Origin of the sequence: Buttiauxella cochleicola (assembly GCF_021283185.1) — a bacterium.
GTDB lineage: Bacteria > Pseudomonadota > Gammaproteobacteria > Enterobacterales > Enterobacteriaceae > Buttiauxella > Buttiauxella massiliensis.
In genome coordinates this window covers 1-16,169 of the sequence record NZ_JAJSOS010000007.1, presented here as the reverse complement: position 1 = coordinate 16,169, position 16,169 = coordinate 1, and the positions used below count along the sequence as shown (strand labels likewise).

20 protein-coding genes are annotated in these 16,169 nt (G+C 49.0%); 14 read left to right on the top strand and 6 right to left on the bottom strand.

All coding sequences use genetic code 11. The features are described 5' to 3' along the window. Positions 1–15 precede the first annotated feature (15 nt). The 3 genes from LVQ76_RS12020 to LVQ76_RS12010 all read right to left on the bottom strand — a co-directional run bounded on the left by LVQ76_RS12020 (position 16) and on the right by LVQ76_RS12010 (position 2,247). Positions 16–897, bottom strand: coding sequence for a phosphoribulokinase (locus LVQ76_RS12020; RefSeq protein WP_151993645.1), 882 nt, complete (start codon positions 895–897; stop codon positions 16–18). 113 nt (positions 898–1,010) lie between these two features. Continuing rightward, on the bottom strand, positions 1,011–1,229 hold the full coding sequence (locus tag LVQ76_RS12015; RefSeq protein WP_034460225.1) for a YheU family protein: 219 nt from the start codon (positions 1,227–1,229) through the stop codon (positions 1,011–1,013). A 1-nt stretch (position 1,230) separates the two neighbouring features. Continuing rightward, positions 1,231–2,247 (bottom strand): hydrolase, encoded by a 1,017-nt coding sequence (locus LVQ76_RS12010; protein WP_232863775.1) that lies wholly within the window; start codon positions 2,245–2,247, stop codon positions 1,231–1,233. Positions 2,248–2,309: 62 nt separating this feature from the next. Here LVQ76_RS12010 and LVQ76_RS12005 point away from each other — a divergent pair, with 62 nt between their 5' ends. Then, positions 2,310–2,909, top strand: coding sequence for a LysE family translocator (locus tag LVQ76_RS12005; RefSeq protein WP_232863774.1), 600 nt, complete (start codon positions 2,310–2,312; stop codon positions 2,907–2,909). 56 nt (positions 2,910–2,965) lie between these two features. Here the strand turns inward: LVQ76_RS12005 and LVQ76_RS12000 are convergent, their stop codons facing one another. After that, complete coding sequence (locus tag LVQ76_RS12000) at positions 2,966–3,907, bottom strand: omptin family outer membrane protease (protein ID WP_232863773.1); 942 nt, start codon at positions 3,905–3,907, stop codon at positions 2,966–2,968. Positions 3,908–4,157: 250 nt separating this feature from the next. Next, on the bottom strand, positions 4,158–6,062 hold the full coding sequence (locus LVQ76_RS11995) for an ABC transporter ATP-binding protein (RefSeq protein ID WP_232863772.1): 1,905 nt from the start codon (positions 6,060–6,062) through the stop codon (positions 4,158–4,160). 125 nt (positions 6,063–6,187) lie between these two features. Here LVQ76_RS11995 and kefG point away from each other — a divergent pair, with 125 nt between their 5' ends. The 4 genes from kefG to slyD all read left to right on the top strand — a co-directional run bounded on the left by kefG (position 6,188) and on the right by slyD (position 9,446). Further along, positions 6,188–6,739, top strand: a complete 552-nt coding sequence (kefG, locus tag LVQ76_RS11990) for a glutathione-regulated potassium-efflux system ancillary protein KefG (protein WP_064514274.1) — start codon at positions 6,188–6,190, stop codon at positions 6,737–6,739. Then, entirely contained in the window at positions 6,739–8,547 is a 1,809-nt protein-coding gene (gene kefB, locus LVQ76_RS11985) for a glutathione-regulated potassium-efflux system protein KefB (protein WP_064514272.1), read from the top strand. Before kefG ends, kefB begins: the two co-directional genes overlap by 1 nt. Positions 8,548–8,561: 14 nt before the next feature. Next, positions 8,562–8,762 (top strand): YheV family putative zinc ribbon protein, encoded by a 201-nt coding sequence (locus LVQ76_RS11980; RefSeq protein ID WP_034460208.1) that lies wholly within the window; start codon positions 8,562–8,564, stop codon positions 8,760–8,762. A gap of 99 nt (positions 8,763–8,861) precedes the next feature. Next, positions 8,862–9,446 carry a peptidylprolyl isomerase gene (gene slyD, locus LVQ76_RS11975; RefSeq protein WP_232904770.1) on the top strand — a complete coding sequence of 195 codons (585 nt, stop codon included), beginning with the start codon at positions 8,862–8,864 and terminating at the stop codon, positions 9,444–9,446. A gap of 52 nt (positions 9,447–9,498) precedes the next feature. On the opposite strand, the gene LVQ76_RS11970 is transcribed toward slyD, so the two are convergent. After that, on the bottom strand, positions 9,499–9,717 hold the full coding sequence (locus LVQ76_RS11970) for a protein SlyX (RefSeq protein ID WP_034460204.1): 219 nt from the start codon (positions 9,715–9,717) through the stop codon (positions 9,499–9,501). A gap of 226 nt (positions 9,718–9,943) precedes the next feature. Between LVQ76_RS11970 and fkpA the strand changes: the two genes are divergently transcribed. The 9 genes from fkpA to LVQ76_RS11925 form a co-directional block, all read left to right on the top strand. After that, complete coding sequence (gene fkpA / locus LVQ76_RS11965; protein WP_232863771.1) at positions 9,944–10,759, top strand: FKBP-type peptidyl-prolyl cis-trans isomerase; 816 nt, start codon at positions 9,944–9,946, stop codon at positions 10,757–10,759. 177 nt (positions 10,760–10,936) lie between these two features. Beyond that, on the top strand, positions 10,937–11,659 hold the full coding sequence (locus LVQ76_RS11960) for a helix-turn-helix transcriptional regulator (RefSeq protein WP_034460202.1): 723 nt from the start codon (positions 10,937–10,939) through the stop codon (positions 11,657–11,659). Beyond that, a complete protein-coding gene (tusD, locus tag LVQ76_RS11955; protein ID WP_064514263.1) occupies positions 11,659–12,045 on the top strand; it encodes a sulfurtransferase complex subunit TusD in 387 nt (128 codons plus the stop codon). The genes LVQ76_RS11960 and tusD overlap by 1 nt, the downstream gene beginning before the upstream one ends. Then, entirely contained in the window at positions 12,045–12,404 is a 360-nt protein-coding gene (gene tusC, locus LVQ76_RS11950; RefSeq protein WP_232921729.1) for a sulfurtransferase complex subunit TusC, read from the top strand. The genes tusD and tusC overlap by 1 nt, the downstream gene beginning before the upstream one ends. Positions 12,405–12,410: 6 nt before the next feature. Further along, positions 12,411–12,698: a sulfurtransferase complex subunit TusB gene (tusB, locus tag LVQ76_RS11945; protein ID WP_232921728.1), complete on the top strand. Its 288-nt coding sequence runs from the start codon at positions 12,411–12,413 to the stop codon at positions 12,696–12,698. A gap of 126 nt (positions 12,699–12,824) precedes the next feature. Then, positions 12,825–13,199 (top strand): 30S ribosomal protein S12, encoded by a 375-nt coding sequence (gene rpsL, locus LVQ76_RS11940; RefSeq protein ID WP_003023654.1) that lies wholly within the window; start codon positions 12,825–12,827, stop codon positions 13,197–13,199. A 90-nt stretch (positions 13,200–13,289) separates the two neighbouring features. Then, positions 13,290–13,760, top strand: coding sequence for a 30S ribosomal protein S7 (gene rpsG / locus LVQ76_RS11935; RefSeq protein WP_034499040.1), 471 nt, complete (start codon positions 13,290–13,292; stop codon positions 13,758–13,760). A gap of 93 nt (positions 13,761–13,853) precedes the next feature. Further along, entirely contained in the window at positions 13,854–15,968 is a 2,115-nt protein-coding gene (gene fusA / locus LVQ76_RS11930) for an elongation factor G (RefSeq protein WP_034499038.1), read from the top strand. Between the two features lie 73 nt (positions 15,969–16,041). Further along, on the top strand, positions 16,042–16,169 hold a 128-nt coding region (locus LVQ76_RS11925; RefSeq protein ID WP_016197641.1), incomplete at its 3' end, for a GTP-binding protein.

The window sequence follows — 16,169 nt, the reverse complement described above, 5'->3', positions numbered from 1 at the left end:
TGAAAACGGGCGGGTTCAACCGCCCTGATTATTGATATTCCGACCTTCTGCCAGACGCTTAACCAGCGGTGTCATAATCAATTCCATCGCCAGCCCCATCTTGCCGCCCGGCACCACCAATGTATTGATATGCGAAATAAATGAGCCTTGTAGCATGGCGAGCAAATACGGGAAATCGATGTCATCCAGCCCGCGAAAATGAATCACCACAAAACTTTCATCCAGAGACGGGATGCCGCGAGCTGCAAATGGGTTAGAGGTATCAACAGTTGGGACGCGCTGGAAGTTGATGTGGGTGCGGGAGAATTGCGGTGTGATGTAATTGATATAGTCGTCCATAGAACGAACCACAGAGTCCATTACCGCTTCTCGGGAATGCCCGCGCTCACTGGTATCTCGCACTAACTTTTGTATCCACTCCAGGTTCACAATCGGTACCACACCAACCAGCAAATCGACGGCTTTAGCCACATCGTGCTGTGGCGTGACTACACCGCCGTGCAAACCTTCATAAAACAAAACATCAGTGGGTTCTGGCAATGGCTGCCATGGCGTAAAGGTTCCGGGGATTTGGTTCCAGGGTACGGCTTCATCGTAAGTATGTAGATACTTGCGTGACTTACCTTGCCCGGTTCTACCGTATTCAATGAACGTTTGTTCAAGCAAACCAAAGTCATTGGCTTCTGGGCCGAAATAGCTGATATGGCGCCCCAGGTCGCGTGCTTTACGAATAGCCATATCCATTTCAGGACGAGTGAAACGATGGAAACTGTCACCTTCGACTTCCGCTGCACGTAAATTGAGTTGCTGGAAGATTTTACGGAAGGCAAGGCTGGTGGTTGTCGTTCCCGCGCCGCTGGAACCTGTTACGGCAATAACCGGATGTTTGGCTGACATAAGGCAACAACTCCATGGGTGATAGCAAGTATGTGTAAGTAAGGGCTGGCCCTCACTCTCAGGGAGATAGCTGGGTGAGGGTGGTTTTATTATGCAGTATAGAAGTTAAACACTTAGCCGCGAAACTGCCCGCGAGCCATAATATTTACCGTTTCATGGAGTTCCGACCATACCAGCACAGCCTCACCACTTTGCAGCTGGCGCTTAACATCGGCCACTTTCTGCTCCAGTGAACGCTCTTGTTCACCATAATCGGTGCCTTCGCGTAATACAAAGGATTCAATCAGATTATCAAGCGTTTCGGGAGGAAGATCTTGCCAGGGAATCATCATATTACTGGTCCAGGAATTTATTCAGCCACTGTGGGATACGTTGCTCAAGCCACATTTCCGGGCGACGCAGCGTACCACCAACAAATCCAACGTGCCCGCCGTAGCGTGTCAGTTGATACTCGATATTGGCAGGTAAGATAGCTTTATCTGGGATCACATGATGATCCATAAACGGGTCATCTTTTGCATGGATGATGAGCGTCGGCGTTTTGATTTGTGGTAGCAGCGGCATCGCGCTGCACTGGCGGTAATAATCGATAGCGTCAGCAAAGCCGTGAATTTTTGAAGTAATCAAATCGTCAAACTCGCGTAGACGACGCATTCCTTTAAGCTGACGCATATCTACCGGGAGTGTGCCCGGATAGCTTCTTAGCTTACGTGCGGCATTCTTCTTCAGCAGATTCAAAAGATAGTGCTGATAAACGCGGGAGAAACCTTTTTCGATATGTGCGCTGCAATGTTCAAGCATCAGTGGGGCTGAAACCACTACACCAGCCTGAAGCGTACAATCGGCACCCTGTTTTGCCATCAGGCAGGCGAGCATGTTGCCGCCGAGAGAAAAACCGACCGCCGCCGTCGGTACTTTGCCATAACGCTCAGACAGCCAGTTTAAGAAGTAGCTTCCGTCTTCAGTTTCACCCGAGTGATAAATGCGCTTCATGCGGTTTGGCACCCCGCTACATCCGCGGAAATGCATTACCACGCCTAACCAGCCTTGCTTGCTGGCGGCCTCGATTAAACCATGGGCGTATGGGCTGTGCAGGCTACCTTCGAGTCCATGAAAAACGACTAACCGTGGTTTATGCATTGCCTGGCGCGGGTCCTCGCTCCAGGCAAGATCGACAAAATCCCCGTCAGGCATGTCAAGACGCTGCCAGTGAGGTTTGAAATTGAGGCGACGGCGAATCAAACGCGGAAGCATGGTTTGCAGGTGTGGATTACTGACACCCTTCAACGGACGGAATTGTTCATCTTCTTCGTGATTAAAATTCAATACTGCGGGACTTGTCGTAGCCATATCACACTGTTAGTTTCATTTAGTTTGCTAATTAACTTTACGGGGTGTGGAACACCCATTTCATGGAAACGCTTTTTCTCTCAATGCTGGGCTTTCTCTGGGTTGCTGCTATCACACCAGGCCCAAACAACATGCTACTCACTTCATCCGGCGCGAATTACGGATTCCTGCGCACCATACCATTGATGATAGGTATCATGCTTGGTATGCAGTGCATTTTATTATTGGTAGCTTTTGGTGTGGGTAGCTTAATTCTATTGTACCCCGCTTTACACCTGATTCTGAAGGTTGCCGGTAGTGCTTATCTTTTATGGTTGGCATGGAAAATTGGTACAGCGACCTACGAACGCCTGGAAACAGATGCGCCACCACCCGAGCCAATTCCATTCTGGCAGGGCGGTTTGCTGCAAGTCATTAACCCAAAAGCTTGGTTGATGGCGCTAGGTGCTGTCGCAAGTTTTAGTCTGGCGGGTTCTCAGTACTTGCATTCTGTGGCGTTAATCAGCATCGGTATTGCACTGGTTAACATTGTTGCGGGGATGATTTGGATTGCGTTTGGTAGCTTGATAGGTACGCTTCTGCGTAGTCGCCGTGCCTGGACTCTGTTTAACGTCTTTATGGGATTACTGACTGCGGCGTGTGTGTTGCTGATTTGGCACTAAGAATGAAGTCAATGTTCAGACGAGTAATTGGCCCACAAGTGGGCCAATTTGTTTGATTAAAAGCGGTATTGGACTCCGGCGGAAATGATGTAATTTTCGTTTTTAATTCCTGCAGAATCACCACCTGAGTATTCAGTTTTGCCTGTCGCGCGGTTGATCATTTCACTCCCGCCCTTACCTTCTGAATAATAGTTATAAGCAAACTCAGTCGAGACTTTCGCATTCGGTGTAATGTAATATCCGACTTCGATTGCGGCCGAATAATAACGAGAGTTCGTTGTTTTTTCACGAAATGTGGTATCTCGTAAATAGTGCTCATCATTATCTTTTGCGGTAACCCAATCGCTGAATTTCAATAATGTATTAATCTCTATACCTTGATATAGGTATTGACCAGCAAAGCCGATATAGGGTAATGAAAATTTCTGTTGGTAACCAATAGTGCGCTTGCCATCGGGTAAGTTACCAATATCAGTCCCATTATCGTAATTGTAGTTACCACCATATGCACTCCAGCTAAATCGAGTTTGTTGATAACCAGCCACTGCTGCTAATTTGTAGTTGTCAGCTTTTAATAACCAACCCCTGAGACTGAGATCAAATTCATTAGCGTAATTGAGAGGGGTATTGGGATGATGTGACCAGTCACTCCAGCCAGATTTTTTATCATCAAGCCAGTCATAGTCGTCCATCGTGTTGCCGCGCGAGGCCAGAGATGTCCACCCTCTGGCATTAAGTGTGAGTCTTTGCCAGGCATCCCAGTTTATTTCACCTTTAAGAACAGGAGTGTTTTTTATTTTCCACTCAAGTTGACTTATTTTTTTACCGCTTTTGTCATCATATACTCGTTCTGTAGATTTTCCGCCCAGAATACCTAGCGATGTTCCTATAGATAAACTTTCGGGTTCTAGTGAGGGTGCAAAATTATTAAAGTCATTTGCATAGGCCAGTTGGTCAAATGCAGAAAGCATAATGATGGATGTAATTAGTCGTCTCATTATATTCATTCCATTGAAGTGAGTTTTTATATTTTATGACCGTCATTGTGTAGATGGCTGTAAAAATATAGTGTGCGTGATAACGAATAAACATGTTATCTGGCACAGTTGTACTCTATTGATTAACGAATAAGCAATGTAACAAATCCATCATTGCGATAAGATTCATATATGCGAAGAAATAGGAGGTTTCCCGGGATGTTATCTTATAGAGTTCTCCCGGGATAAGTGATAATTTTCGCGAGTTTATTTATTCGCTTTGCATCATCTGTTCTAACTGATCATGAGCATCAAGCCATTCCATCTCGCATTCTTCCAGAGCTGACTTCACTTTCACCTGAGTTTGCAGACATTCGGTCATTTCTGCTTTGCGACTTTGATCGTAAATGGCGCTGTCAGCCAGTTTTTCTTCGACTTCAGTAAGCTGCGCATTTAACTTTTCCATTTGTTTTTCAAGCGTGGTGATTTGCTTACGCAGCGGCTGAGTTTGTGTGCGTAATTCAGCTTCACGGCGTTTCTGGTCTTTACGTGCCTGGGCGCTATTGGTGTTATCTTTCGCGGAATCATCAGGCTGGTTTTCCTGCTTTTGCAGATCAATAAGCCATTGCTGATAATCTTCCAGATCGCCATCAAACGCTTCCACTTTGCCATCGTGAACCAGGTAGAGATCGTCTGTGGTTGAACGCAGCAGGTGACGGTCGTGCGATACCACTACCAGCGCGCCTTCGAAATCAATTAACGCTTCGGTTAGCGCCTGACGCATGTCGAGATCAAGGTGGTTGGTCGGTTCATCGAGCAGCAGTAGGTTAGGGCGCTGCCAAACAACCAATGCCAGAACCAGACGTGCTTTTTCGCCACCAGAGAAACGAGCTGTTTGCTCGGTAACTTTATCGCCCCGGAAGCCGAAACCGCCGAGATAATCACGCAGTTGCTGTTCAGACTCTTTTGGTGCGATACGTGCAAGATGTTGAAGCGGGGATTCGTCAGCGCGTAAATATTCCAACTGATGCTGAGCGAAGTAGCCGAGCTTGATGCCTTTTGCCAGGCCGATATCGCCCTGCAACGGTTTGATTTCTTCCGCCAGCAGTTTGATAAGCGTTGATTTACCAGCACCGTTGCGGCCGAGCAAACCAATGCGCGAGCCAGGCACCAGATTCAGTTTGATTGAATCAAGGATGACGCGCTCGCCATAACCAGCACTGACTTTTTCCATTCGCAATAGCGGATTCGGCAAGCTTTCTGGCTCGCGGAAACTGAATTGGAACGGGTTGTCGACGTGTGCCGGAGCAATCAATTCCATGCGCTCGAGCATCTTCACGCGGCTCTGCGCTTGTTTTGCTTTGCTGGCTTTGGCTTTGAAACGATCGATAAAGCTTTGCAAGTGAGCAACACGCTCCTGCTGGCTTTCATACATCGACTGCTGCTGAGCAAGGCGCGTCGCGCGCTGGCCTTCAAACGAAGAGTAGTTGCCAGTGTATTCAAACATCGACTCTTGTTCGATATGAATAATTTTGCCCACCACCGGGTCAAGGAAGTCGCGGTCGTGAGAAATCAGAATCAATGTGCCCTGATAACTTTTCAACCAGCGCTCAAGCCAGATAACGGCGTCTAAATCCAGGTGGTTGGTTGGTTCATCAAGCAGAAGTAAATCTGAGCGGCAGATCAGCGCTTGTGCCAGGTTCAGGCGCATACGCCAGCCACCGGAAAAATCACTGACCGGGCGTTCAAGTTGTTCATTGCTGAAGCCTAAACCGTGCAGCAGGCTCGACGCGCGTGAGCGAATCGTCCAGGCATCAACCGCGTCAAGTTTACCGTGCACCAGTGCAATCGCGTGGCCATCGTTGCGCTCATTGGCTTTTGCCAGTTCCGCTTCAAGCTGGCGGAATTCACGATCGCCATCAATAACATATTCAATGGCTGGCATCGCCAGTGCAGGGGTTTCCTGGTTTACCCAGGCCAGCGCCCAGTTACCAGGATAGGTCATACTTCCGCCATCGGCGCTGATCTCGTTCTTCAGCAGCGCCAGCAGCGTGGATTTACCGCAGCCGTTTTTACCCACCAGACCCACTTTCTGGCCCGGATTGATGGTAGCGGTGGCGTTATCCAGCAGAACGCGGGTACCGCGACGAATTTGTAACGAGGAGAAAACAATCATAAAGCGCCGTATGTTCAGAGTATGTTAAATTGTCATTATATTAAGGTAACGTGATGCCATCGGCACCGCGTCGGGCTGCATGGTAGCCCAAAAAAATCACTATGACGACGCCCTGGAGGGTAATGATGTCGCAGCCGCCGAAAGTTTTGCTGCTATATGCCCATCCGGAGTCACAAGACTCGGTCGCAAACCGCGTCTTACTCCAGCCGGCGCAGCAGCTTGCCAATGTCACTGTGCATGACCTTTATGCGCACTATCCCGACTTTTTTATTGATATCTATCGCGAGCAGGCATTGCTGCAAGAGCACGATGTCATCGTCTTTCAACATCCTCTCTATACCTATAGCTGCCCGGCGTTACTCAAAGAGTGGCTGGATCGCGTTCTAAGTCGTGGTTTTGCCAGTGGTGTCGGAGGTACTGCTCTGGCGGGAAAGTACTGGCGTAGTGTGATTACCACCGGCGAGCCAGAAGGTGCTTACCGGCACGATGGTTTTAACCGCTTCCCGCTGACCGATATTTTACGTCCCTTTGAACTCACTGCCGCCATGTGCCGTATGCACTGGATGAACCCGATGATTGTTTACTGGGCTCGTCGGCAATCTCCCCAGGAGCTGGCCAGCCATGCGAAAGCTTATGGCGAATGGTTGGCTTCACCGACATTACCGGGAGGCCGCTGATGGAAGGTTCAGATGTATTGCTGGCTGGCGTGTTGTTTTTGTTTGCTGCGGTTGTGGCTGTGCCAATTGCTGCGCGTTTAGGTATTGGCGCGGTGCTGGGCTATTTACTGGCAGGTATTGCGATTGGGCCGTGGGGATTAGGATTTATCAGCGATGTAGATGAAATCCTTCACTTCTCGGAATTGGGCGTTGTATTCCTGATGTTTATCATCGGGCTGGAACTGAACCCTTCCAAGCTTTGGCAGCTTCGGCGTTCGATATTTGGTGTCGGTGCGGCACAAGTTTTACTCAGTGCCACGATCCTGGCTGGATTACTGATGTTGACGCAGTTTTCCTGGCAAGCCGCGGTGATTGGCGGGATTGGCCTGGCGATGTCGTCAACGGCGATGGCGCTACAGCTGATGCGTGATAAGGGCATGAATCGCAACGAGTCCGGACAACTGGGCTTTTCAGTGCTGCTGTTTCAGGACTTGGCGGTAATTCCGGCGATTGCGCTGGTACCGTTGTTAGCCGGCAATGACGGCGGCCATACCGACTGGATAAAGATCGGCTTCAAAGTGCTGGCTTTTGCGGGGATGTTGGTTGGCGGGCGTTATCTGCTGAAACCTGTGTTCCGCTTTATTGCGGGTTCCGGGGTACGGGAAGTGTTTACGGCGGCGGCATTGTTGCTGGTTTTGGGTTCGGCGCTATTTATGGATGCGCTGGGCTTTTCAATGGCGCTTGGGACATTTATCGCGGGCGTGCTATTGGCGGAAAGTGAATACCGGCACGAACTGGAAATCGCGATCGACCCTTTTAAAGGATTATTGCTCGGCTTGTTCTTTATCTCCGTTGGCATGGCATTAAACCTCGGGGTGCTTTACACCCATATCTTCTGGGTTGTTTTAGGTGTTGTGGTGTTGGTGGCAGTTAAAGCCGGCGTGCTGTATGGCCTGTCGTGGTTTTTCGGGTTGCGTAGCTCTGAGCGCCTACAGTTTTCAGGTGTACTAAGCCAGGGCGGGGAGTTCGCATTCGTTCTTTTCTCGACGGCTTCATCGCAAAAGCTGTTCAGCGGTGACCAGATGCCACTGTTACTGGTGACGGTCACACTTTCAATGATGACTACGCCGCTATTGATGAAAGGCGTTGATGCCATTCTGGCGCGGCGATTTAATGTTGCTGATGACGAAAACGATGAAAAGCCTTATGTGGAAGACGATCAGCCGCAAGTCATTATTGTGGGCTTTGGGCGTTTTGGGCAGGTGATTGGCCGCTTGCTGATGGCGAACAAAATGCGCATTACAGTTCTTGAGAGAGACATTAGCTCCGTTAGTCTGATGCGCAAATATGGCTACAAGGTCTATTACGGCGATGCCACCGAGCTTGAGTTGCTGCGTTCGGCAGGAGCGGAGACCGCAAAATCTATTGTTATCACCTGTAATGAGCCGGAAGACACAATGAAAGTCGTCCATTTGTGTCAACAACACTTTCCACATCTGGCGATACTGGCGCGAGCCAGAGGGCGTGTAGAAGCGCATGAATTGTTGCAAGCTGGAGTGACACAGTTCTCACGTGAAACCTTCTCCAGTGCGCTGGAATTAGGGCGCAAGGCGCTGATGACATTGGGGATGCATCCTCATCAGGCGCACCGCGCACAGCTCCATTTCCGCCGTCTGGATATGAGTATGCTGCGTGAGTTAATGCCAATTCATACTGATAACGCACAAATTTCCAGGGTGCGTGAAGCGCGTCGTGAGTTAGAAGAGATTTTCGAACGCGAGATGCAGCAAGAGCGTCGGCAGTTCGATGGTTGGGATGAATTTGAATAAATAAGGTGAAGCGAATGCCGGTGCGTAAACGTTTTATTGCCGGGGCTGTTTGCCCCGAATGCCAGGCGCGAGATTCCCTCGCGATGTGGCGTGAGAATAATGTCGATATTGTTGAGTGTGTTAAGTGCGGCCACCAAATGCGTGAAGCCGATAAGCAAGTTCGTGAGCATGTTCGCGAACAAGAGCAAGTCATTGGGATTTTTCATCCGGACTAGCGAGATGCCCCAGCTTTTTTTAAGCTTAGGGGTACACCGGCGCTAAATTCCGCTACAATCGGCGCCAGTTTTTTTTCTCACGCTCGCTCAGGAGATATCATGAAAGTAGCAAAAGACCTGGTGGTCAGCCTGGCTTATCAGGTACGTACAGAAGACGGTGTGTTGGTTGATGAGTCTCCGGTGAGTGCGCCGCTGGACTATCTGCATGGTCACGGCTCCCTGATTTCAGGTCTGGAAACTGCGCTGGAAGGTCACGTTGTTGGTGATCGTTTCGACGTGAATGTTGGCGCAAATGACGCTTACGGCCAGTATGACGAAAATCTGGTGCAACGCGTTCCTAAAGACGTGTTCATGGGCGTTGATGAGCTGGAAGTTGGTATGCGCTTTATGGCTGACACCGACCAGGGTCCAGTACCAGTTGAAATTACTGGCGTTGAAGATGAACACGTTGTTGTCGATGGCAACCACATGCTGGCAGGCCAGAATCTGAGCTTCAACGTAGAAGTTATCGCGATTCGCGAAGCAACTGCTGAAGAACTGGCTCATGGCCACGTTCACGGCGAGCACGATCATCACCATGATCACGACCATGAAGGTGGTTGCTGTGGTGGTCACGGTCACGGCGACGACCATGAACATGGTAAAGGCGGCTGTGGCGGTAATGGCGGTTGCGGTTGCCACTAATCTGCGAAAGATAAAAAAAGGCGTGTCAGTGACACGCCTTTTCTTTTGGGAACTAGTAATGCGGAGGTGGAGTCTCTTCGGCTTCTGATGCCACCATCGAAGGCTGGCTTGCTTTTAGTTTTTCAACCAGCAAGCGGAAATGCTCGCGCAGTTTGACCATCTCTAATTCATGAGCCGTTACCGTCTGATTTAACTCTTCTATAGTAATCTCCTGGAAAGCAAGACGACTCTCAAGTTCTTCTAGCCGTTGTTCGGTCGATTTCTGTTGCATGGCTAATACTCCTGGCCTGCGGATGGACAATTTCGGGCGATTCTACTGAAAATTCCAGCACGTTACAGCGCTGTTTTACTTAGGAAGAAACTTCTTTATACAAAAAGAGTCTGAATTTGTCTCGATAAGGCGCGGAGAGATTGTGTAGATTTCTTCCACGACGTTATAGTACGTGTCTTAGTTGATAATAACCTTGGGGTTAGAGGCCCCGGCCCTGGAGAAATGGATGAAATCACTGTTTAAAGTAACGCTACTGGCGACCACGATGGCCGTTGCCCTGAGCGCTCCGGCGTTCGCTGCCCCGGCAACTGCTGCCGCTAAAGATGCCCCAGCTGCAAGCAATGCGGCATTCAAAAATGACGATCAGAAATCTGCGTATGCATTGGGTGCTTCGCTGGGCCGTTATATGGAAAACTCTCTGAAAGAACAAGAAAAGCTGGGGATCACGCTGGATAAGAACCAGCTTATCGCTGGTGTTCAGGATGCATTTGCTGATAAGAGCAAATTATCCGATCAGGAAATTGAGCAGACGCTGCAAGCTTTCGAAGCTCGCGTGAAGTCTTCCGCTCAAGCGAAAATGGAAAAAGATGCTAAAGAAAACGCGGATAAAGGCAAAACCTTCCGTGATACTTTCGCAAAAGAGAAAGGTGTTAAAACTTCTCCAACTGGTCTGATGTATAAAATCGACAAAGCGGGTACAGGTGAAGCACCAACTGACAGCGATACTGTTGTCGTTAACTACAAAGGTACGCTGATCGACGGTAAAGAGTTCGATAACTCTTACACCCGTGGCGAACCACTCTCTTTCCGTCTTGATGGTGTAATCCCTGGTTGGACTGAAGGCCTGAAGAATTTGAAGAAGGGCGGTAAAATCCAACTGGTTATTCCACCAGAACTAGCTTATGGCAAGACTGGCGTTCCGGGGATCCCTGCTAACTCAACTCTGGTATTTGACGTAGAGTTGCTGGATATCAAGCCAGCACCTAAAGCTGACGCGAAACCAGAAGCCGCTCCAGAAGCTGATGCAGCTAAGAGCAAATAAGGCATTATTAACCGCCGTCCTCAGGGGCGGCGGTTTTTTATTTGAGGCAGGATATAATAAAAGCTGGAAAGCGCCTCTTACGCTGTATTACCTTAGCAGGCTGCGCAACAACGAGTATGAGTCTGCCCTGACACCATTTAAGCGCGACAGGCTCTCTGTAGAGGGTGGTATCTTTAAATGTCCAATTCGCTTTTAACCAATGAAACCAGTGAGCTTGATTTACTGGACCAGCGTCCTTTCGAACAAACCGACTTTGAAATATTAAAATCCTACGAAGCGGTGGTGGACGGGTTAGCGATGCTGATTGGTTCTCACTGTGAAATTGTGTTGCACTCGCTGCAAGATCTGAAGTGTTCCGCTATTCGCATCGCAAATGGTGAACACACAGGGCGAAAAATTGGCTCCCCGATTACCGATCTTGCCTTACGCATGCTGCATGATATGACCGGTGCGGATAGTAGTGTTTCCAAATGCTATTTCACCCGTGCAAAAAGCGGTGTCCTGATGAAGTCAGAGACTATCGCCATTCGTAACCGTGATGAACGTGTTATCGGCCTGTTGTGTATCAACATCAATCTTGATGTTCCATTCTCGCAAATTATGTCGACGTTCATTCCGCCAGAAACGCCTGAAGTGGCTTCATCGGTGAACTTTGCGTCCTCAGTCGAAGATTTGGTTATGCAGGCTCTGGAATTCACGATTGAAGAAGTGAATGCCGATCGCAATGTGTCCAACAATGCCAAGAATCGGCAGATTGTGCTGAACCTTTACGAGAAAGGTATCTTTGATATCAAAGATGCGATTAACCAGGTTGCCGATCGTTTGAATATTTCTAAGCACACGGTTTATCTTTACATCCGTCAATTCAAAAACGGTGATTTCCAGGGGCAGGATAAGTAATGCGTTTTGCCATCCTGGTGACAGGCCCGGCTTATGGTACGCAGCAGGCGAGTAGTGCATTGCAGTTTTCTCAGGCCGTTATTGCTCAAGGACACACATTAGAAAGCGTGTTCTTCTACCGCGAAGGTGTTTATAACGCAAACCTTCTTACATCCCCTGCAAATGATGAATTTGATATTGTTCGAGCATGGCAGCAGCTCAATGAACAGCATGGCGTTGAATTGCACATCTGTGTTGCAGCGGCTCTGCGTCGCGGTGTTACTGACGCAGAGCAAGCTAAACAGCTTGGTTTACCTTGTCATAATATGCAGCCTGGCTTCACCCTTAGTGGGTTAGGGGCACTGGCTCAGGCTTCGTTGAGCTGTGATCGGACGGTACAATTCTGATGAAGCGTGTAGCATTCGTATTTAAATCAGCACCTCATGGAAGCGCCAGCGGGCGTGAAGGGCTTGATGCCTTACTTGCCACATCAGCACTAACCGAAGATATCGGCGTGTTTTTCATTGGCGATGGGGTTTTGCAACTGATACCAGATCAGCAACCAGGCCTTATCCTCTCCAGAGACTACATCGCGACATTCCGCGTGCTGCCATTGTACGATATCGAGCAGTGTTATCTCTGCGCGGCATCGATTCGTGAACGAGGATTATCGCCAGAAATAACCTGGCTTCTCGATGCTAAACCGCTTGAGCCTGATGCATTGTGCGAAATGCTGCACCAATTTGATGTGGTGCTAACCTTCTGAGGCAACATGCTGCATATTTTACAACACTCACCTTTTCAGGCCGATTTTGAATCGTTGCTGCGCTGTTTGAAATGCGGTGATGAACTTTTATTACGGCAAGATGCGGTCATTGCAGCCCTCTCAGGGACCAAAGCCCTTGATTTACTGCTCGCAGCCCCCATTTCTGTGTATGCTCTGCAGGAAGATATCGAGGCTCGCGGCTTAACTGCTCAAATTTCAACCGGTGTAGGCAAGGTCAGCTATACTGACTTCGTTGCATTGACGGTTAAACACGAACAACATATTTCCTGGTAAAATCCAGGATTGTTGTATATTTCTTGACACCTTTTCGGCTCAGCCCTAAAATTCTGCGTCCTCATATTATATGAGGCCGTTTTATTACGTGTTTACGAAGCAAAAGCTAAAACCAGGAGCTATTTAATGGCAACAGTTAACCAGCTGGTACGCAAACCACGCGCTCGCAAAGTTGCAAAAAGCAACGTGCCTGCGCTGGAAGCCTGCCCGCAGAAACGTGGCGTATGTACTCGTGTATATACTACCACTCCTAAGAAACCAAACTCCGCACTGCGTAAAGTATGCCGTGTGCGTTTGACTAACGGTTTTGAAGTTACCTCCTACATCGGCGGTGAAGGTCACAACCTGCAGGAACACTCCGTGATCCTGATCCGTGGCGGTCGTGTAAAAGACTTGCCAGGTGTTCGTTACCACACCGTTCGTGGTGCACTTGACTGCTCCGGCGTTAAAGACCGTAAGCAATCTCGTTCCAAGTATGGCGTGAAACGTCCTAAGGCTTAATGGTTTCCGTTAAGTAAGGCCAAACGTTTTAAATAAATGTCAAACTCAATAGAGTTTTGGACAACCCTGAATTAACAACGGAGTATTCCCATGCCACGTCGTCGCGTCATTGGTCAACGTAAAATTCTTCCAGATCCTAAGTTCGGATCAGAGTTGCTGGCCAAATTTGTAAACATTCTGATGGTAGATGGTAAGAAATCTACTGCTGAATCTATCGTGTATACCGCGCTGGAGACCCTGGCTCAGCGTTCTGGTAAACAAGCACTGGAAGCTTTCGAAGTCGCTCTGGACAACGTTCGTCCGACTGTCGAAGTTAAGTCCCGCCGTGTTGGTGGTTCTACTTATCAGGTTCCAGTAGAAGTACGTCCGGTTCGTCGTAATGCTCTGGCAATGCGTTGGATCGTAGAAGCTGCTCGTAAACGCGGTGATAAATCCATGGCTCTTCGCCTGGCGAACGAACTTTCTGATGCTGCAGAGAACAAAGGTACTGCAGTTAAGAAACGTGAAGACGTTCACCGTATGGCTGAAGCCAACAAGGCGTTCGCTCACTACCGTTGGTAATCCCTTCGGAGTGTTAGTCACCAAGCGGGCGCTTCATGTGAGCTGCCCGCTTTGGGTTACTTAAATGAACGTCCTAGGATATAGAGGAATCAAATGGCTCGTAAAACACCCATTGAGCGTTACCGTAACATTGGTATCAGTGCTCACATCGACGCCGGTAAGACAACTACTACCGAACGTGTTCTGTTCTACACCGGTGTAAACCACAAAATCGGTGAAGTTCATGATGGCGCAGCCACTATGGACTGGATGGAGCAGGAGCAGGAACGTGGTATTACCATCACGTCCGCTGCGACCACCTGTTTCTGGTCAGGTATGGCTAAACAGTTCGAACCACACCACATCAACATCATTGACACCCCAGGGCACGTTGACTTCACCATCGAAGTTGAACGTTCCATGCGTGTTCTTGATGGTGCGGTAATGGTTTACTGTGCTGTTGGTGGTGTTCAGCCACAGTCTGAGACCGTATGGCGTCAGGCAAACAAATATAAAGTTCCACGTATCGCGTTCGTTAACAAAATGGACCGTATGGGTGCTAACTTCCTGAAAGTTGTTGACCAGATTGAAAAACGTCTGGGCGCAACTCCGGTGCCTCTGCAACTGGCTATCGGCGCGGAAGAGAAATTCACCGGTGTTGTTGACCTGGTGAAAATGAAAGCCATCAACTGGAACGAAGCTGATCAGGGCGTGACCTTCGAATACGAAGAGATCCCAGCTGATATGCAGGAACTGGCCGAAGAATGGCGCCAGAAACTGGTTGAAGCCGCCGCTGAAGGTTCTGACGAACTGATGGAGAAATTCTTTGGTGGCGAAGAGCTGACTGAAGAAGAGATCAAAACTTCTCTGCGTAAGCGCGTACTGAACAACGAAATTATCTTGGTTACCTGTGGTTCTGCATTTAAGAACAAAGGTGTTCAGGCGATGCTGGATGCGGTTGTTGAATACCTGCCAGCTCCAACTGACGTTACCGCGATTAACGGTATGCTGGACGACGGTAAAGACACTCCGGCTGTTCGTCACTCAGACGACAACGAGCCGTTTGCTGCTCTGGCGTTCAAAATCGCAACTGACCCGTTTGTTGGTAACCTGACCTTCTTCCGCGTTTACTCTGGCGTGGTTAACTCTGGTGACACCGTGTTCAACCCGGTGAAATCAGCACGTGAGCGTCTGGGCCGTATCGTACAGATGCACGCTAACAAACGTGAAGAGATCAAAGAAGTTCGCGCGGGCGATATCGCTGCAGCTATTGGTCTGAAAGAAGTGACTACTGGTGATACCCTGTGTGATCAGGACAATGTGATCATTCTGGAGCGCATGGAATTCCCTGAACCGGTAATTTCTATCGCTGTTGAACCAAAAACCAAAGCTGACCAGGAAAAAATGGGTCTGGCTCTGGGTCGTCTGGCTAAAGAAGATCCATCATTCCGCGTATGGACTGATGAAGAAACCAACCAGACCATCATCGCTGGTATGGGTGAACTTCACCTCGACATCATCGTTGACCGTATGAAACGTGAATTCAACGTTGAAGCTAACGTTGGTAAACCTCAGGTTGCTTACCGTGAAGCGATTCGCGCGAAAGTTACCGATGTTGAAGGTAAACACGCTAAGCAGTCTGGTGGTCGCGGTCAGTACGGTCATGTTGTTATCGACATGTACCCACTGGAGCCGGGTTCGAATCCGAAAGGTTACGAGTTCGTCAACGACATCAAAGGTGGTGTAATCCCAACGGAATACATCCCTGCTGTTGATAAAGGCATCCAGGAGCAGCTGAAGTCTGGTCCTCTGGCGGGTTACCCAGTAGTGGATCTCGGCGTGCGTCTGCACTTCGGTTCTTACCACGACGTTGACTCCTCTGAACTGGCGTTTAAACTGGCCGCTTCTATTGCCTTTAAAGATGGCTTTAAGAAAGCGAAACCAGTTCTGCTTGAGCCTATCATGAAGGTTGAAGTTGAAACTCCGGAAGAGAACACCGGTGACGTTATCGGTGACCTTAGCCGTCGTCGTGGTCAGCTGAAAGGTCAAGAATCTAACGCTACTGGCGTTCAGATTCACGCTGAAGTTCCGTTGTCTGAAATGTTCGGTTACGCAACTCAACTGCGTTCACTGACCAAAGGTCGTGCATCTTACTCCATGGAATTCCTGAAGTATGATGACGCGCCAAACAACGTTGCTCAGGCCGTAATCGAAGCTCGCGGCAAATAAGCCCAGAGTTTTAAAAAACATTGATCCCGTGCTCTCTCCTTGAGGGGAGAGCGCAACAGTAAGGAATATAGCCGTGTCTAAAGAAAAATTTGAACGTACAAAACCGCACGTCAACGTCGGTACTATCGGCCACGTTGACCATGGTAAAACCACTCTGACTGCAGCAATCACTACCGTTCTGGCTAAAACCTACGGTGGTTC